We start from the raw sequence: 17426 nt of genomic DNA, 5'->3' as shown, positions 1-17426 counted from the left end.
TAAGGAAAATATGAATTTCAAAATCGTTTTTATTGGTTTAATTTTCATAAGTCTGAATTCTTGTGGGCAAACTAAAAGTGACAGAACGCAATTTGGCGTTGAATATGCAAAAAGCGAACTAAAAGAGGCACTTTCTAACAAAAAGAAAAAGCAAATTTTAGTTGACACAGTTATTCCAGACAAAGAAACAGCGGTAATAATTGCTGAAACAATTCTATTTAAAATTTACGGAAAAGACAACATAATCAAACAAAGACCTTACGAAATAAACCAAATAGACAATTATTGGGTTTTAAATGGAACACTTCCACAAAATATGTTTGGCGGAACATTTTTAATCATTTTAGACTCAACAAATGGACAAATAATTAAATTAACACACGGAAAATAACAACGAAAAAGCCAGCCATCAACAGCTGTTTTGATATAGCTGGAGAAATAGTACAATCGCCAGACAAGGAAATAGAATATAAATGGTTTACTTAAAAGGAAGCATTAAAATTAGTGGAAATGCAAGCATTAAATACCGAATTAGAACAAATACTTAAAGCCCAAGAAAGTGTGGGGAGGTTCGTTTATATTGTTTTTTGAAAATGAAAATTTTGAAACATTTGAGCATAAAGAGCCGTTTTACGAATTAACTAATTAAAATCAACGTATTTATAATACTGCCTGTTTGCTAAATAAGTTATTACTTATCCTTTGCAAGAAATATTATTTCAGCCAAAAAATCTTTGCTAAGATTATGAACGCAATCCAGACGCCACTTCTTGGAGCAGCTAAAATGTTAGCACTAATGCACCAACTGAGTAATAAAAATTTACAAAATGATGGAAAATAAACTACAAATATATAAGCCGAAAAACTCATTTGAAATGGATAGTAGTTTATTAATTGCATTGGTTTTATGGTCACTACTTTTTATGTTTAATTTTGTAAAATCAATATTTCCTGTATATGAAGAAGATTTTGGTTCATGGAGTGTTTTTGCTGTGATAATTGCTTTTTTATATTCTCTTTATTTCATCATAAGTAACTTTTTTAAATACGAGTGTGCTAATGGAAAATTAAGTGGGTTTTTAGTTATAGATTCGGAAAAAATAACTTGTGACTTAGATGTTTTTACAATTTACGAAATTGAAAAAATAAATATTCTTAGTGATAATTTCCGCGGAAAATTTAATGGAAATACCAGAGTTTGGGAACGTAAAAAATCTAATGGCGTTAAAAATTATATCGAGATATATAGAAAAGATGGAGGTTATAAAAAATATTTTTTTCTTCAAACTGAAACCAAAAATATAAAAATGTTTTCTGAGGAACTTAGAATTTATTATCGATTTGGAAAATTAGAAGAACAGAATTATAAAATTATCGTTGACTAATTAACGTTAAAAGCCATCTCAAAATAGGTTGAGTTTAGTGGTATTGAGCTTTAAAATCATGTTTCTGTCAACGAGAAAGCTCAATCTTTATGAATTCACATCTATTTAAATAAATACAATAAAAATAACTTTCCAAAAATAAATGATTTAATACGGATTTCGATTCAAACTTTAGTACCAGTAATTTTAATAACTAGCAAATAAAAATAACTATTTATGAAAATTTATATGATGAGATTCTTGACTGTTTTTAGTGCAATATTTATAATTTCCTGCAATAATGGAAATAATGAAAATATTATAGTCGAAGATCAAAATCCTGTTGCACTGCAAGAAAAATCAAGTTTAGCTAGGTTTTCTAAACCTGGCGGAAATTTAGTAGATGCATTATATCAAGAACTTGTTGAAAAAAAACCAGAATTAAATAGTTTAGAAACGGAGCTTAATAACTTTGCAACTGATACGAATAATACGCAAAATATTTTTTATAATTATAATGAAAAGTCACAGCATTTTTATGAAGACGCAACGTTCTTAGCAAATCAAATTAAAGATAGCGTAACTTAAATTAAAATTTTAGAGATTATAAAACTAAGTTCAGATAAATACGATCAGCAATCAAAAGAACTTAATCATCTCGTAGAAAAAATAGCAAACAACCAAAAAAGTATCAATGACAGTCATACTATTTTAAAATTGCTTTTAACGATTCCCGTAATTGAAAAATTTCAAGAGGATAATTTGCCTAAAAATAAAGATTTTCAAAAAGTAATTGTTAAACAGGAACAACTCAATAAAAAAATATTAGATAAAACACCTAATTAGTAACAAGCTTTACAATGCAACCACTATTTGAATAGCTAGCATTTTATATAATTAATTTTTAAATGAATAAATTTATAACATTACTATTAATTTTAATTATTGCACCGATTTTAGGTGGGTTTTATGGTATGATTCATGACCAAATAACGTATTCGGTTTCAAATGAATATTATACAAAATTCAAATTTATTCAATTTGGAATTGACAGTTGGGGTATAGCACAAAATATTGGAACAGATATGAATCCAGAAATTCAACTTGATAATCCAAGACTAGGAGCAGCAATTGTAGGTTTTTTAGCAACTTGGTGGGTTGGGATGATTATAGGTTTATTTCTGGGTTTTCTAGGGCTAATTCACAAAAACGGAAAAGTGATGTTTATAGTAACTATCAAGGCTTTTTGTTTAACAATTGCTATTGCATTAATTACTGGAATTGTTGGTTTGGGTTTTGGGAAACTCTTTATAAATGACAACTTAGCTGATTGGAATTTACCTGAAAATGTACTTGATGTGAATCATTTTATTATGGTGGGATCAATGCATAATTTTAGCTATTTAGGAGGACTTATAGGATTAGTTTTCGCAATGATTTATAGTGTGAAACAAAAAAAGAAATTTACTTAAATTAATAAATTTTTTTAGATTGATAACATTTAACGATTTGATTAATCTAGTAAAAGATAAGGCATTATAAATGAATGAAAAAGATACAATAGTTTTCAAAGAATTAGAATATGGTATTAAATGGTATCATTATTTGATTTTTTTAGTACCTATTTTATTCAAACCTGAATTATATTGGTCGTCAATTTACGGCATTATAGTTCTAACTTTTATGAGGTATGTTGCATTTAAGGCAATTGACACTAAAGTAGATTTAGATAAAATAAAACATAGTAACCTTATAAAGAGCAATCAAAATATCATTTTAAAACAGATTAAGTCTTTCAAATTAATTGAATTCGAAGTCTTTTTTGAAACTAAATTTTTAGCTCTTTACAAATATTACAACAGTAACAAGATCTCTACAATTAAATACGGTATTGAAATAGTGTTATTAAATGGTAAAACGATAATTATTGCAACCCGAAAACCCCAAGAGTTACTAACTCTTATTAAAAAATTAAACACTACTGCTGTTTAAAATAATCTTTAAGGTTTGCATCTTATGGTTTGGCCATAATTAATTTTTACTTTTTTACAATCATTGTTGTCCGGTAAAAATAATTTGAAAGTTATTTTTTCTTTATTTTGCAAGGCTTGACGAGGTTTTAACCTAGTTCAGCTTGTTTTCGAGTACTATCTTGAGAATTCGATGTACTAAAAAATATAATTTTTGGTTTGTTATATCGAATTTTATCCAGTTGCTAAATAATCATCAAATAAACCTATTTGACCATCTTTTATATGATCTAATTCCCAGTCTTTTTCAGGACTTTCTAAGAATTTAGTTAGGTGAATGTAATTGAATAAATGAATTCTACAAAAACTAATTAAATTCGAGAAAGACCATTGTCGTTTCAAGCTTTTCTTTATCACGCCTAGCAATAGATTTACTATTAGAACACAGTAAATTTGGATTTTAATAGCGTTTTCATTGTCTCCTAAAAAATATTTTAGAGGAAAATTTTGCTTGATTTGTTTGAACAAAAGCTCTATTTGCCAACGTATTTTATAAAGTGCAGCTATTGTGTCTGCTCTAAAGTCAAACAAATTACTAATAAACTCAAATCTTCTTTTGTGTTCTCTGTCATAGTACATTATTTTCCTTAATTTCAATTTGGTTTTTACGCCTTCCTTATTGACTTCAACTTCAATTATTTCGTCCGATAAAACACCGCAGTGAATGTTCCTTGGAATGTCATTTGTTTGTGTTACTTCATATTTTGCATTCTCTTTTATTCTCGTTACAAAACCTGTTTTTTGAGCTGTAAAATGCTCAAAAGCTTTGTAATCATTGTATCCTTTATCGAATATATAAACGGTATGTTCATCGCATTTTAGTCTTTTCAAAAACTGATGATCATGCGTTATGGCTGATGTGAACCAAACTAAACTTGGTACTTTTTCATCGGCATTTATCACACTATGCGATTTAATTCCTCCTTTACTTTTTCCGTCAACAGACTTTCTACCAACACATTTTAATATATCTTTAAACAAGCTTATTGTGGTGCTATCTACAATCTTAACATTCTTCTTCAAAGCTTCTTTAATTCGACTGTCCGATAAAACGAAGCTATATTTCTGAAGTAAATTGGTATAAATTTCTTCAAAAAACTCAACCTTACGTCCCTTGTTGGCATCCGCCAAAGTACTCTTTTTGGGAAGAGAGTTGATTCTAACAGTTTCTTCCTTACCTGACAAACCAAGCATTCCTCCAGATACTTCTCGTAAAGAGTTGCACTTTTCTATGCAACAAAATATCATACTAAATAGATGATCTTGACTCTTGAAACGTTTTACATATCGGTCTGAATTATATTTCTCAACAGCTTTCTGAATCATGGAGTCATCTATTAAAGAAATTAGCTGTCCGAAAACAGACTTAGTCGAAAAATACTTATTTTTACCCATCGTTATTTGAATTTTGCAACTCTAAATTACGATTATTTTAAGAAGCCATTAATTTGGCTTCTTTTTTTATCGGACAACAATGTTTTAAAATAGTAAATCACTGTTTTCGGGGGTGGTTATCGCTTCTACAATTCTTACATTTGCGCATGCTTTTTAAATTTAAAAAAATATTCACACTTTTTTTTTGGTGTTACAGTTCTCTTTGTTTGGCACAAACGGCGACTTCTATAGCAAGAGAAGATAAGAAAGTCGATGCGCTCTTTTACGATTTTAATAATGGGTCTGATAAAAAAGCATACAAGGAAGCCCATATTTCCTTACACAGGTTCAAAACAAATAAGGCTTTAACAAACACTAATCTATTACTAGCGTACTATCATAATAAATATGCCGCTATAGACTCTTCTATTTATTATACCCAACAAGCGCTTGCACGTAAAGGGAATGTAAACGATTCTTTAGGCAACCGATTGACTATATTAGCTTACCAACTGCTGGCCTTAAATAATAAAAATAAAGGTTTGTATCATGAGAGTAAAAAATGGCATCTTAAAGGCGCTGAACTTAGTGAAAAGTCAAAAGAAATGAACTTGTATTATTCCCATTTACATGGTTTAGGAAGTACTTATATTGCACTAAATAAGAATAAAGAAGCTTTAGCTATTTTTGAAAAATGTATAAAATACTCCAAGGATGAAGATATTATTTTAGGCAGCTACATCAATTTAGGCTCAATCTATTCCTCTCTTTCAAAATACAAGATATCAAATGATTATTTACAAAAAGCCAAAGAAATTTGTGAGAAGGATGCTAACAAAATATATGCTTTAGCAAGTGTTATTGATAATATAGGGGATAATTATTTGGATAATAATGAAATAGATAAAGCTCTTTTATCGTATTACGAAGCTAAAAGGTTAAGTTTTAAAAACAGGTTCTATAGTTTAGAACTTAAGACTACAGATAAAATAGGAACATTATTATACAATGAAAATAGAGACGGAGAGGCCTTATTGATATTTACCAGCGCTTTTCCAAAAGCAATGAAATTGGGAGCGCTAGATATCTTGATGCATAGTTATCTTATGTTAGAGAAAATTTATGCTCGAAAAAAAGATTTTAATAGTGCTTATATCTATGGAATTAGATATCATGAAATAAAGGATTCTATAGCTAGTTCTCAAAAGGAAAGAGCGATTGATAGTTTAGAAATTAAATTTGAAACTTTTGAGAAAGAAAAAAAAATAAAATTTTTAAGTATCGAAAACCTTAATAAGACTTTGAATATCAAGAATAAAGATATTGATATTGAAAAGTACAAACTTCAAAAAGCCATAATTGCAAAACAGAATGAAAATCAAGTGCTGTTGTTACAAAACGGCGTTCAAAAACGTAAAAATGAAATTGCTCTTCTAAAAGAAAAAGAAGTTTTAAAAGCCTTAGAGCTAGATAGAGAAAAGACAATTAAATACATTGTTCTGGTGGCTTTTTTCATTTTATTAGTAACCACGATTGCTCTTTTAATTATTTATTATCAAAAACTACAAGCGCAAGGTTTGCTAAACTTAAAAGAAAAAGAAATTAATGAACAACGCCTGAATTCATTAAAAAAAGATCAAGAATTAAAGCTGATTAAAGCAGCTGTTAGCGGGCAAGATCAAGAACGTAAAAAAATAGCACAAGAAATGCATGATAGTGTAGGAGGTAACCTAGCCGCTATAAAATTACAGTTCAGCCAACTCTCTAACCATCCTGATAAACTAAAATTAATTTATAGGCAATTAGATGATACTTATGAGCAAGTAAGGAACTTATCACATAATTTATTACCTAAAAATATTAGAGAAAACGACTTTGTGTTTTTAATTCAAGAATACGTGAATACTGTTGAAGAGGCTAGTGAATTAAGTACACATGTTTCATTTTATGACGAAAAAAATATTAATTCATTAGACAAGGTGTTGCAGAACGAATTATTCTCAATTTTTCAAGAATTAACAACCAATACCCTAAAATATGCTAAAGCCACCACCATAGACATTCAGTTCGATCTTTTAAATGATTGCATCTTCTTTGTATATGAGGATGATGGTGTAGGGTTTGATTTGTCTAAAACAACATTAGGCATAGGCTTAACGAATATAAAAAATAGAGTAGAAAATTATAACGGCACATTACATATCGATTCTAAACTCGAGAGAGGAACCAGCATCAATATAGAAATCCCTTTAAAAGCATAACACATGAACTATAATCTCATTATAGCTGACGACCACAAAATGTTTTTGGATGGTTTATTAAGCATTCTTAAAACAGAGAGTAATTATAATATTCTTTATACAGCAAAACATGGTGGTCATGTTCAAAAGTATATTTCGATAAATACAGAAGAAAAAATTGACCTTGTAATTACAGATGTTACTATGCCGGAAGTAGACGGTATTATGCTCAACAAATGGATAAAGGAAACCGCTAAGGATATAAAAACGCTAGTAGTTAGTATGCACAATACACCTGGAATTATTGATGAACTGATAGAAAGCAATGTAGATGGTTATCTTCAAAAAAATGCTCAAAAGGAAGAATTTCTAGAGGCTATAGCAACTATTTTAGCAGGGGAGAAATATTTTTCGAAAGAAATAAAAGATATTTACCTTCAAAATAAATTTGAAAAGAATAAAGACCAAGAAATTAAACTTACAAAACGTGAAATTGAAGTGATCTCACTAATAGCAGAGGAGTTTACAACACAGGAAATCGCTGATAAACTCTTTTTAAGTAAACATACTATTGAAAGTTACCGTAAAAATCTTATCACTAAACTTAACGTTAGAAATTTAGCAGGGCTTACTAAATATGCCATTAAAAAGGGATATGTATCTTAATAACTTAGCTATCCTAAATCAATAATACACCAAGGCTCTATTTTATAATAGAGCCTTTTTTTTGTCAAATTTTAAATAAGCGGTTTTAACCCAAAAAAATAATTAGCATTGTTTATTATTAAAAAAAAAACATTCTTATTGATTTTTTTATTATTGATTATGAGTTGTTTATGTTTATGACCCCTGAATTCAGGGTATTCATTTTCACTAAATAAGGGGTTACAGCAGGGGAACTATTGGTCTAAATTTGCAGAAGATAATAAGAAATACCACTAGATAAAAATAAAAAACTTAGGGTGTTTCAATTATAAAAACAAACAAATTTTAACCATTAAAAACAAAAATTATGATTTTCGGAATTACATTAATCTTATTAAGCATCATTGCAGTACCTTCTTTATTATTATCAAAAAAACCAGACGCTAAAGAACTTTTAGAAAAGATAGAGCCTTACCAAGGTTGGATTGGACTTATTTTATGTTTCTACGGTGTTTGGGGTATTGTTTTTTCTATTCTAAACTTAGGTTGGATTACTTCATTTCCAATTTGGTGGGCATCTTTATTAGCAGGAAACATCATCCAATCTATATTAGGATTTATGTTAGGGTTTAGCCTTATTAATAAATACGTTTTATCTAAAAATGAAGCTGCTAAAGAAAAAGCAATGGTTCTAAGAGAAAAGTTAGCTCCAAAGCAAGGTAAACTAGGTATCATTGGGTTATTTGTAGGTGCATGGATGATTGTAGCCAACATTCTTTTCTTTTAAAAAAAGCTAAAATTTAATTTGAATAATTATGAAAAAAATAGTTTGCTTAATCGCATTGTTGGTTGCATTACCATCAATTGCACAGGAAAATAAAAGTACAATTGAAGTAGTTGGAGAAACAGAAAAAGTAGTGGGAGATGATAGTTATACCCTTGTAATTGCCTTACAGCAAATACTTGTGTATGAAGGGCAACTAGAAGTAGAAGCAACTTCACTTGATGTGGTTAAGAAAAATTTCATAAAAGAATTAGAAAAAATTGGAATAGATTTTAGCAGGTTTAAAAGAAATAGCTATTACGAGTTTGCTATGGTTTATTCGCAAAATAAGGAATTGTCAGAATATTATTTTTTAAGAACTTCTGACAAAGACGAATTTAGAAAATTGACACAATTAAAATCACCAGGAATGTCTATTAGTAATACTGAGATAGAAGCAGCAAAACTAACAGACAAACAATTAATTGAACTGTCAACAAAAGCGATTGCTAATGCAAAAGAAAAAGCAGAAACTATAGCTAAAAAACTAAATAAAAATATTGGAGAAATCGTTAAAATTTCAGATTTAAACACCAATGCACAGTTCATACATGGCTATGGAACTACGGCAAAACAAGCCCATACAGTAACTGTAGCCTACGAATTAAAATAAAAACAAGAATGTCTATAAATTAACAAATTCACTAAAACAAACATGAAAATTAAATTAGTAGTATTATCAGTATTTGCTTTCTGCAGTATGTTTAACGCAGAAGCACAAAAATTAAAAAAGTTTGGAAGTTCAATTGAGAAAAAAGTGGGACCAAAGACAATTAAAGTTCCTTACACAGATGTTATTTCTTATTTAGGATATGCAGCTGCAGGTAATGAAGATGAAATAGTAGACAACAAAAAATTCTATTATATCTACCTATGGGTTCCTGCTGTTGCACCAGAACTTGGAGTAAGAATGCTTTCTCCAGTAGCCAAGACAAAAGTTAAAGATGCAATTACAGCTGCTGCTTATACAGAAAACGCTTCATCTAACGATTATTTTGATACTTACATTACTCTAGAGCGTTCTACTATTTTCAAGAAAGAAGATATCACAGCTGATGCTGCTAAAAACGCTACTTGGACAAAGCTTGCTAGTAATGATGATAGTAGTGAAATGCCGAAACAACCTAGTGGAAGAAGCTACAATTCTTTATTAAGATACAAAAGCGAAATGGGGAGTCCTACAAAAGCTTTAACTGTTGGTTTGTACCGTATTGGTTTTACAACTTACAAAACAGGAGAAGTTAAAGGAACATTTTTAGCCGAAGTTGCTGCTCCAGTAAAATTACCTGGCGTTGTAATGGCTAAAACCATTGAAGAATTAAAAAAAGGACTATAATATAAAACAGACATTCGTATTTTAGTTGAACGCCTCTTTATGTAAATAAAGAGGCGTTTTTTTTTGATATTGTTTGTAGTGGGAAAGTAAAAAGAAAATATATTTGTAATTAACTAGTAATATTAAATTGATGATTTAAAATTTATTCTCTTGAAAAAAAGGTACATAAAGCAGTTGTTGATTTTTGTGACACTATTATTAATAATGGTTTTTCTATTTTATAAATTCATCACTTATGATAGAAATTATTCTTGGTCTAAAGAGTATTCAATAGAGTTACAAGATAATTTATCAAATAACGATTTTGAAATTCAGTCATCTCATGAAATAAGTCCTGATAGTATTAAGTTAACAATTGAAAAACGTATTAAACTTAAAATCCAAAAAGCACTGACTGAACTCTACATAATGAATTATGGAATTGAATTTGGCGAGAAAAGTGTTTTTTATTCCTCCAAAACCAATCAGAGGTTGGTTTTTAAAGCTTGGTGTCTAAGCGATCATCTGGTGGGAATTGAGATCGAATATGAAAATTTTGATTCTAGTTCATTAAAAAAAATAAAGGAACGATTGGTCAAGCAGTTTCCCAATTATAAAATAATATGGACTAACAAGCAGTAATTTTACTAACCAAAAACAATTATAAATGGCAACTAATTTTGCGTTCATTAAATCTGATAAAAAATTGATTAAACTTAATTTTAATGAAATAAAAGTCATTAAAGGTTTGGGGAATTATGTTGAAATTATCACTACCACAAATAAGAAATATAGTTATTACAAGTCTTTAAAAGAGTTGATTGATACCTTGCCTGATGAATTCATGAGGGTGCATAATTCTTATATTGTGAATCTTACTACTATTGATTCTTTTCAAGACAATCATTTATTATTATCTGGTAGTAAGATTACTGTAGCTAAGAGTTATCGAGAATGCCTTACACTTAGAATTAATAAGTTAATGCTTTGACATGATACATAAATGGTAGTGCCTTCTAAATAAAAAATCAAACCAAGTAAATAAAATTTTTTTCAGACTGAATTAAATGGCATTAGTTTGTTCTCAGATAGTTTTATAAAAGAACAATTTTTAACTAATGATACTAATTATGCCAAATAAAAAAATGAATACCGAACAACCCAATACTGATAATTTATTTCCTTTGATTGAGGATGTTTCAACGATTGAAGGACTAATGAAGGCTTTTTACGAAGTAGTCTCAGGTGAAGCGGGTGAAGTTAGACAATGGAAAAGAGATGCTTCTCTTCATAATTCAAAAGCCATTTATTCTTATTATTCAATGATTAATGGAGAGTCTAAACAGCTAACATTATCACTAAAAGACTTTCAAAAAGAAACAGATTTAATGGTTTTAGAAACCCCTTTTTATGAAAATGAAATTAATAGAGAAGTAAAAATTTTTGGTAATATAGCTAATGTTTGGAGTACCTACGAAACCAGATTACAAAAAGGAGGAGAGGTAGTAAGACGAGGAATAAACAGTCTGCAACTTTTTTATGCTAATAACAAATGGGAAATTATATCTTTAGTTTTTGATAAGGAAACTGAGAGAAATAAGATTCCGCAAACGTTCAAGGCAAGCTGTAACTTTAAAATAAAAAAAATCCGCTCAAGATTACTCCCAAGCGGATTTTCTACAGTAAAACAACTAAAAAATTATAGGATAGCAAGTTCTTGCATGCAAGTTTTCATCATTTGGTACGTACGTTCAATATCATTGTCAAGTCCTATAGAAAAACGAATCAAACCATCTGTTAATCCCATTTCGGCTTGTTCTTCCATCGGAATTTCACTTGATGTAGAAGTTCCAGGAGCGCTAAACAACGTTTTATAAAATCCTAAACTTACTGCTAAGTACCCTAGGTTTTTAGACTGCATTAACTCCATCAAAGCATTGGCCTTAGCCAGAGAACCTACATCTAACGTCATCATCCCTCCAAAACCATACTCATGATTAATCATCGATGCATATATTTTATGACTCGGGTGACTTGCTAAACCTGGATAAACAGTTTTTAGTCCGTCTTTCTCAAAACGTTCTGCTAGGTAAGCCGCATTGTAACTGTGCTGTTTAATTCTCAAGTGCAATGTGCGCATGTTTTTCATCACACTCGCTGAGCGCATACTGTCCATTGTAGGACCTAGTAGCATACTTGCACCACTATTTACATCTTTCAAACTGTTGATGAATTCTTGTGACGCACAAGTGACACCACCCACAGTATCGCTACTTCCGTTGATGTATTTTGTTAAAGAATGGATCACAATATCAGCACCTAATTTAGTAGGTGTTACTGATAATGGAGAGAACGTATTGTCTACCACTAAAGTTAAATTGTGTTTTTTGGCAATTTTAGACAATCCAGCAATATCAGCAACTTCCAGTAATGGGTTACTCACCGTTTCGCAATAGAGCACTTTAGTATCTGGCGTAATTGCAGCTTCAACTACATCTAGTTTTGTAATGTCTACAAACGCTGTTTTGATCCCCATTCTAGGAGCAAAATTCTTCAAGAAAGCGTATGTACCTCCATAAATGGTTCTGCTTGATACAATGTGATCGCCAGTACCGCACAATTGCAATAGCGTAGGCGTGATCGCTCCCATTCCTGAAGCCGAAACATTGGCAGTTTCTGTTCCTTCCATTGCTGCCAAGGCTTTGTCAAGGTACAAGTTACTAGGCGAGGAGTGACGGGAGTACAAGTAACAGCCTTCCATGTTTCCTTCGAAAGTATCAAACATTGTTTTTGCTGATAAAAAGGTATAGGTCGATGAGTCAGAAATGGATGGGTTTACACCACCAAATTCACCAAAATACTGTAAATCCTGAATGTTGTCTGCGGGATTAAAATTGCTCATATATTATTTTTTAAATTAGTTTTTATTAGCTATTTCCAGCTCCCGAAAGCTTTCGGGACGCTATATTCCTAATAAATAAAAACTACAGCTTAAAAAAAAGCTTTGTTTTTATAAATCGGGAGATGCCGCTTCTATACTGGGCTAGGGATCTTGTGCGATCAAGAAACTTATATCAAATTAAGGAATTTGTAGATTAATAATCAATGAGTAGTGTTAAATATAGATTTATAAACTACTTATGTGTATTTTTGTAATTATATTTTCTATTTAAGAATACCCAGTGAGATTATAATAGATTATATTTCTTTTATTAAAAAACGAACGCAATGACTTTAGATCCAACCGATAAGAAATTACTGCTTTTGCTACAAACGGATAGTAAAAGAACCACAAAGGAACTTTCGATAAAACTGAATCTTTCAGTTACTGCTGTTTACGAACGTATCAAGAAATTAGAACGGGAAGGCATTATCGATAAATATGTAGTATTACTAGATAAGGAAAAAGTTGACAAAGGTTTTATCGTTTTTTGTCATTTAAAACTCATCCAGCACACAAAAGATTTTTTAACCATATTTGAGAGTCAGGTCACCCAGCTTCCTGAAGTTTTAGAGTGCTATCATGTAAGTGGTGATTATGATTATATTTTAAAAATAGTTGTTAAAGACATGAAAGCGTATCGCGAGTTTTTAGTCACTAAACTAACCACCTTACATCATATTGGGAGTACCCAAAGTACCTTTATGATTAATGAGGTGAAAAACACAACAATAGTTACGATTTGAGAATTATAAGACTGCTAAATAGGAATCCAAATGAAAAATAATTACTATTTGAGTAAATTCGTAACAAAAAAGCTTGAACTTTAAACTTTAAACAAAACTTAATTCCTTAATTTTGTATCTCGAAAATTAATTTACATAAAAAAATATACTATGAGTTCATTTGACGTAGTCATTATAGGTTCTGGTCCAGGCGGATATGTGTCAGCTATTCGTTGTGCACAACTAGGCTTCAAAACAGCAATTGTAGAAAAATATTCTGCTCTAGGTGGAACATGTCTTAATGTAGGATGTATTCCTTCAAAAGCGTTGTTATCGTCTTCGCATCATTATGCCGAAATTAAGCATTTTGAAGACCACGGAATCGAACTTACTGGTGAAGTAAAGGTTAACTTGGCTAAAATGATTGAGCGCAAGCAAGCAGTTGTTGACCAAACATCTGGTGGTGTAAAATACCTAATGGATAAAAACAAAATCACCGTTTTTGAAGGGTTGGGTTCTTTTGTAGATGCCACTCATGTTGCTATTGCAAAAGCTGACGGAACGTCAGAAACTATTGAAGCTAAAAATATTATTATTGCTACAGGTTCTAAGCCATCTTCTTTACCTTTTATTACCATTGATAAAGAAAGAGTGATTACTTCTACTGAAGCATTAAAATTACCTGAAGTACCTAAGCACCTTATCATCATTGGTGGTGGAGTTATTGGTATTGAGTTAGGACAAGTATATTTACGTTTAGGAGCGCAAGTTTCTGTAGTAGAATATATGGACAGAATCATTCCAGGAATGGATAGTTCATTGTCTAAAGAGTTGACAAAAGTATTAAAGAAGCAGGGAATGAAATTCTACGTTTCTCACAAAGTGAAATCGGTTGAAAGAGCGGGTGACGTTGTTACTGTTCAAGCCGAAAATGCTAAAGGAGAAACAATCACTCTTGAAGGAGATTACGCTTTAGTAGCTGTTGGACGTAGTCCTTATACTGCTGGATTAAATGCAGACAAAGCTGGTGTAAAATTAACTGATAGAGGGCAAGTAGAAGTTAACGATCATTTGCAAACTAATATTCCTAATATTTATGCTATTGGAGATGTGGTTCGTGGAGCCATGTTAGCACACAAATCAGAAGAAGAAGGAACTATGGTTGCTGAATTATTAGCTGGGCAAAAACCACATATCGATTATAACTTGATTCCTGGTGTTGTATATACTTGGCCAGAAGTGGCTGCAGTTGGACAAACGGAAGAGCAGTTAAAAGCAGCTGGTATTGCTTATAAATCTGGAAGTTTCCCTTTCAAAGCATTAGGACGTGCGAGAGCAAGTGCTGATTTAGACGGATTCGTAAAAATTCTTGCTGATGCAAAAACAGATGAGGTGCTAGGAGTTCACATGATTGGAGCTCGTTGTGCTGATTTAATTGCTGAGGCTGTAGTGGCAATGGAATACAAAGCATCTGCTGAAGATATTTCTAGAATGTCACACGCTCACCCTACTTTTGCAGAAGCAGTAAAAGAAGCGGCATTAGCAGCAACAGATAACAGACCAATACACGTATAGGTTTAACGATCATTATATATTAGAAACCGCCAAATACAATTTGGCGGTTTTTTTATGCTTTAGGATTAAATTATATAAACTTCAAATTAAATTCTATAAATACTTAATTAGGATCAGTTACTATCTTTACTAAAAAACAAACACTATGAAAAAGAGATATGTAGCAGGTACTTTGGCTTTAGTTGGAGTTGGACTTCTTCTTAATTCTTGCGCAAGCAAAACCATTCCTGAAAAAGCTGTAGCGGTTCAAAATTTTGATAAAGAGAAATACTTGGGTAAGTGGTATGAAATTGCCAGACTGGATTTTAAATTCGAAAAAGGATTAAATAACACCACAGCCGAATATTCGTTGAAGGATAACGGAATGATAAAAGTGGTGAATAGAGGCTATAATTTAAAAAAAGAAAAATGGCAAGAAAGCACTGGTAAAGCTAAATTTGTAGGCGATGAAAATGTAGCGATGCTTAAGGTTTCATTCTTTAGTCCTTTCTATGCGGGGTATAACGTGCTTGCAATTGATAAGGATTACAAATACGCACTTGTATCGGGTGATAGTTTAAAGTACCTATGGATTTTATCCCGTGAAAAATCAATTCCACTAGAAATTACCGCGGAGTATTTGCAAATAGCAAAAGAAATAGGATATCAAACAGATGATCTAGTGTGGGTGCAACATACTTAATATGGGATAAATAAAAAACCGACTCTTAATTAGAGTCGGTTTTTTTAAGTATTAATTATTCCATTTTAAAAAGACCTTTGTAATTCTCCCAATGAGTAAATATCAAAAAAATATTTCCCACAAATACAAAAATTGCTAGTGGCAAATTCTCAGGTGTCAGAAAATAATTAATCAATAAAATATTTAGAGTAACCGGAAAAATAACAAGATTAGCTAGAGTTGTAAATTTTCCTGTGACAAAAGATAATCCACATAATAATTCTACGGCTTTCGCCAAAGGCATCAAATAAGTAGAGGCGATAAGTCCAACCTGAAATGCTTTAAACTCTCCTGTAGATGCGGGCTCTGGGCTTAAATGGAAAAAGTAACTAACAGAGGTGAATAAGAATAAGAGTCCTAACAACGTTCGGATAATAATAATGGCAATTTTCATAATATATAGGTTTTTAGGTTACTTAACTAAAACGAGTGCTATACTATTTTAATTGGCACCCAAACTATTAACCCTATTATAAAAGTGTCAATCAATAAAACTACTTGGAACGATCTATTTATAACGTGTTGTTATATAGTAGCTTATTGTAAATTTACAAAAAAAGAACCGATTTTTAAGAGTATCAGTCAATTATCAATTTTGTACATTATAATAATTACACGGAATCTATTTCCGTGTAATTATTTTGGAGTTGTACTATTCCTTTTTTAAATACTTCTTATAAAGTAAAAAACCGCCTAAAGCCAATAGAATCAACCACCATATTTGAATTAAAAACACAAATATATCTAATAAAACATTCCATCCTGTTTTAACCGAATCGAATAGTCGAATCCCAATGTTAGGTTTGTAATCATTATAATCTTTACTATTTGCTACCATAGTTTGCTTCACCGTTTCACGCTGGTATATTTCAAGAGTAAGTGTGCTAAAATTAACTTGATCCTGCATTGATAAGTTATTCAATTTAGCATTGTCATTCTGTTCTTTTTTGTCAGCTAAGGTCTCCTCAGCGTTCATGACGTCATTGATTTTTGCTCCTTTTGTAGCAATTGCGTTTTCAACTCTTTTTTCGGTGCTGCTTCCACGGTTTTGTGCTAGTTTATTCGAAAGCATTTTTAGTGAAACATCATCAGCCTTTATAAGACGATAATCTAAAAAATCAATTTGCTTGGCAATACTTTTTATAACAGTATCAAGGCGCGTATTGGGAACTCTAATAGTTATGTTGTTGATTACATTATAACGAATGGTTTCTAGTGTACTGTCTTGACTAACTTTAGAGGCAGTTTCATTAATAATATTACTTTGTAAATTAGTGTAAATAACAAATCCATCAAATTTATTAGTGATGTTTTCAATTACATAAGTTGACTGAGGAACATTTTTTACTTTAAATTTAATATCGGCAGTACGAATGAATTTCCTATCGCTTCCTGGTTTTTCTACCGCTGCTGATGATGAGATACTATCAGCAGACACTGATGAACTTGCTTGTTCTTCAGCATATTCTTCTCTGGAATCATTTTTTTTACAACTAGTCATTAAGCTAATTGTTGCTAATAATAAAAAGCTACATTTTGCGATTTTGGTCATGGTTTTTTGGGGATTTAACAGGAATGATTGTTTTGTTTCTAAGAGAATTATTTACCAAATATACTACTAAGTTTTAGTAGGAAAAATCTTTTTCGGTAATTATTTAACTATAAACTAGTTT

19 protein-coding genes are annotated in these 17426 nt (G+C 30.9%); 15 read left to right on the top strand and 4 right to left on the bottom strand.

The genetic code is table 11. From position 1 onward, the window contains the following. Positions 1 to 10 precede the first annotated feature (10 nt). The 5 genes from ACVEGE_RS00355 (at position 11) to ACVEGE_RS00335 (ending at position 3356) form a co-directional block, all read left to right on the top strand. Entirely contained in the window at positions 11 to 391 is a 381-nt protein-coding gene (locus ACVEGE_RS00355; protein ID WP_192501914.1) for a YbbC/YhhH family protein, read from the top strand. A gap of 436 nt (positions 392 to 827) precedes the next feature. After that, a complete protein-coding gene (locus tag ACVEGE_RS00350) occupies positions 828 to 1385 on the top strand; it encodes a hypothetical protein (RefSeq protein ID WP_192501915.1) in 558 nt (185 codons plus the stop codon). Positions 1386 to 1601: 216 nt separating this feature from the next. Further along, positions 1602 to 1952, top strand: coding sequence for a hypothetical protein (locus ACVEGE_RS00345; RefSeq protein WP_192501916.1), 351 nt, complete (start codon positions 1602 to 1604; stop codon positions 1950 to 1952). 320 nt (positions 1953 to 2272) lie between these two features. Then, the gene (locus ACVEGE_RS00340; protein ID WP_192501917.1) at positions 2273 to 2836 is read left to right on the top strand and encodes a hypothetical protein; all 564 of its coding nucleotides are present in this window, start codon (positions 2273 to 2275) and stop codon (positions 2834 to 2836) included. Positions 2837 to 2906: 70 nt separating this feature from the next. Beyond that, on the top strand, positions 2907 to 3356 hold the full coding sequence (locus ACVEGE_RS00335) for a hypothetical protein (RefSeq protein WP_192501918.1): 450 nt from the start codon (positions 2907 to 2909) through the stop codon (positions 3354 to 3356). A 212-nt stretch (positions 3357 to 3568) separates the two neighbouring features. Here ACVEGE_RS00335 and ACVEGE_RS00330 read toward each other — a convergent pair whose 3' ends face one another. After that, positions 3569 to 4789 carry an IS4 family transposase gene (locus ACVEGE_RS00330; RefSeq protein ID WP_192501455.1) on the bottom strand — a complete coding sequence of 407 codons (1221 nt, stop codon included), beginning with the start codon at positions 4787 to 4789 and terminating at the stop codon, positions 3569 to 3571. A gap of 206 nt (positions 4790 to 4995) precedes the next feature. Between ACVEGE_RS00330 and ACVEGE_RS00325 the strand changes: the two genes are divergently transcribed. The 7 genes from ACVEGE_RS00325 to ACVEGE_RS00295 all read left to right on the top strand — a co-directional run bounded on the left by ACVEGE_RS00325 (position 4996) and on the right by ACVEGE_RS00295 (position 10782). Further along, positions 4996 to 7029 carry an ATP-binding protein gene (locus tag ACVEGE_RS00325; protein ID WP_192500650.1) on the top strand — a complete coding sequence of 678 codons (2034 nt, stop codon included), beginning with the start codon at positions 4996 to 4998 and terminating at the stop codon, positions 7027 to 7029. Between the two features lie 3 nt (positions 7030 to 7032). Beyond that, a complete protein-coding gene (locus tag ACVEGE_RS00320; protein ID WP_192500651.1) occupies positions 7033 to 7674 on the top strand; it encodes a response regulator transcription factor in 642 nt (213 codons plus the stop codon). A gap of 346 nt (positions 7675 to 8020) precedes the next feature. Beyond that, the gene (locus ACVEGE_RS00315; RefSeq protein WP_192500652.1) at positions 8021 to 8440 is read left to right on the top strand and encodes a hypothetical protein; all 420 of its coding nucleotides are present in this window, start codon (positions 8021 to 8023) and stop codon (positions 8438 to 8440) included. A 28-nt stretch (positions 8441 to 8468) separates the two neighbouring features. Continuing rightward, positions 8469 to 9089: an SIMPL domain-containing protein gene (locus ACVEGE_RS00310; RefSeq protein WP_192500653.1), complete on the top strand. Its 621-nt coding sequence runs from the start codon at positions 8469 to 8471 to the stop codon at positions 9087 to 9089. Between the two features lie 42 nt (positions 9090 to 9131). Further along, on the top strand, positions 9132 to 9812 hold the full coding sequence (locus tag ACVEGE_RS00305) for a Lipl32 family lipoprotein (protein WP_192500654.1): 681 nt from the start codon (positions 9132 to 9134) through the stop codon (positions 9810 to 9812). Between the two features lie 150 nt (positions 9813 to 9962). Continuing rightward, a complete protein-coding gene (locus ACVEGE_RS00300) occupies positions 9963 to 10433 on the top strand; it encodes a hypothetical protein (protein WP_192500655.1) in 471 nt (156 codons plus the stop codon). A 25-nt stretch (positions 10434 to 10458) separates the two neighbouring features. Beyond that, entirely contained in the window at positions 10459 to 10782 is a 324-nt protein-coding gene (locus ACVEGE_RS00295) for a LytR/AlgR family response regulator transcription factor (protein ID WP_173854188.1), read from the top strand. A 708-nt stretch (positions 10783 to 11490) separates the two neighbouring features. On the opposite strand, the gene ACVEGE_RS00290 is transcribed toward ACVEGE_RS00295, so the two are convergent. Further along, positions 11491 to 12693, bottom strand: coding sequence for an aminotransferase class I/II-fold pyridoxal phosphate-dependent enzyme (locus ACVEGE_RS00290; RefSeq protein WP_173854187.1), 1203 nt, complete (start codon positions 12691 to 12693; stop codon positions 11491 to 11493). 326 nt (positions 12694 to 13019) lie between these two features. Between ACVEGE_RS00290 and ACVEGE_RS00285 the strand changes: the two genes are divergently transcribed. From ACVEGE_RS00285 to ACVEGE_RS00275, 3 genes are all read left to right on the top strand, one after another. After that, entirely contained in the window at positions 13020 to 13478 is a 459-nt protein-coding gene (locus ACVEGE_RS00285) for an Lrp/AsnC family transcriptional regulator (protein ID WP_173854186.1), read from the top strand. Positions 13479 to 13628: 150 nt separating this feature from the next. Then, a complete protein-coding gene (gene lpdA / locus ACVEGE_RS00280; RefSeq protein ID WP_192500656.1) occupies positions 13629 to 15032 on the top strand; it encodes a dihydrolipoyl dehydrogenase in 1404 nt (467 codons plus the stop codon). Between the two features lie 145 nt (positions 15033 to 15177). After that, the gene (locus tag ACVEGE_RS00275) at positions 15178 to 15714 is read left to right on the top strand and encodes a lipocalin family protein (protein WP_173856807.1); all 537 of its coding nucleotides are present in this window, start codon (positions 15178 to 15180) and stop codon (positions 15712 to 15714) included. A gap of 55 nt (positions 15715 to 15769) precedes the next feature. Here ACVEGE_RS00275 and ACVEGE_RS00270 read toward each other — a convergent pair whose 3' ends face one another. Next, on the bottom strand, positions 15770 to 16147 hold the full coding sequence (locus ACVEGE_RS00270) for a DoxX family membrane protein (protein ID WP_173854183.1): 378 nt from the start codon (positions 16145 to 16147) through the stop codon (positions 15770 to 15772). A gap of 258 nt (positions 16148 to 16405) precedes the next feature. Further along, positions 16406 to 17305, bottom strand: a complete 900-nt coding sequence (locus ACVEGE_RS00265) for a DUF4349 domain-containing protein (RefSeq protein WP_192500657.1) — start codon at positions 17303 to 17305, stop codon at positions 16406 to 16408. Between the last annotated feature and the right edge of the window lie 121 nt (positions 17306 to 17426).

The organism is Flavobacterium sp. PL002 (genome assembly GCF_054165825.1).
This window is presented reverse-complemented; position numbering and strand designations above follow the sequence as displayed.

Excerpts from the sequence above, each read along its gene's own strand:
- ACVEGE_RS00270 (WP_173854183.1), bottom strand. The coding sequence starts at position 16,147 with ATGAAAATTGCCATTATTATTATCCGAACGTTGTTAGGACTCTTATTC.
- ACVEGE_RS00335 (WP_192501918.1), top strand. The coding sequence starts at position 2,907 with ATGAATGAAAAAGATACAATAGTTTTCAAAGAATTAGAATATGGTATT.
- ACVEGE_RS00350 (WP_192501915.1), top strand. The coding sequence starts at position 828 with ATGATGGAAAATAAACTACAAATATATAAGCCGAAAAACTCATTTGAA.
- ACVEGE_RS00315 (WP_192500652.1), top strand. The coding sequence starts at position 8,021 with ATGATTTTCGGAATTACATTAATCTTATTAAGCATCATTGCAGTACCT.
- ACVEGE_RS00265 (WP_192500657.1), bottom strand. The coding sequence starts at position 17,305 with ATGACCAAAATCGCAAAATGTAGCTTTTTATTATTAGCAACAATTAGC.
- ACVEGE_RS00330 (WP_192501455.1), bottom strand. The coding sequence starts at position 4,789 with ATGGGTAAAAATAAGTATTTTTCGACTAAGTCTGTTTTCGGACAGCTA.
- ACVEGE_RS00355 (WP_192501914.1), top strand. The coding sequence starts at position 11 with ATGAATTTCAAAATCGTTTTTATTGGTTTAATTTTCATAAGTCTGAAT.
- ACVEGE_RS00345 (WP_192501916.1), top strand. The coding sequence starts at position 1,602 with ATGAAAATTTATATGATGAGATTCTTGACTGTTTTTAGTGCAATATTT.
- ACVEGE_RS00290 (WP_173854187.1), bottom strand. The coding sequence starts at position 12,693 with ATGAGCAATTTTAATCCCGCAGACAACATTCAGGATTTACAGTATTTT.
- ACVEGE_RS00275 (WP_173856807.1), top strand. The coding sequence starts at position 15,178 with ATGAAAAAGAGATATGTAGCAGGTACTTTGGCTTTAGTTGGAGTTGGA.
- ACVEGE_RS00310 (WP_192500653.1), top strand. The coding sequence starts at position 8,469 with ATGAAAAAAATAGTTTGCTTAATCGCATTGTTGGTTGCATTACCATCA.
- ACVEGE_RS00340 (WP_192501917.1), top strand. The coding sequence starts at position 2,273 with ATGAATAAATTTATAACATTACTATTAATTTTAATTATTGCACCGATT.
- ACVEGE_RS00320 (WP_192500651.1), top strand. The coding sequence starts at position 7,033 with ATGAACTATAATCTCATTATAGCTGACGACCACAAAATGTTTTTGGAT.
- ACVEGE_RS00285 (WP_173854186.1), top strand. The coding sequence starts at position 13,020 with ATGACTTTAGATCCAACCGATAAGAAATTACTGCTTTTGCTACAAACG.
- ACVEGE_RS00305 (WP_192500654.1), top strand. The coding sequence starts at position 9,132 with ATGAAAATTAAATTAGTAGTATTATCAGTATTTGCTTTCTGCAGTATG.
- ACVEGE_RS00295 (WP_173854188.1), top strand. The coding sequence starts at position 10,459 with ATGGCAACTAATTTTGCGTTCATTAAATCTGATAAAAAATTGATTAAA.
- lpdA (WP_192500656.1), top strand. The coding sequence starts at position 13,629 with ATGAGTTCATTTGACGTAGTCATTATAGGTTCTGGTCCAGGCGGATAT.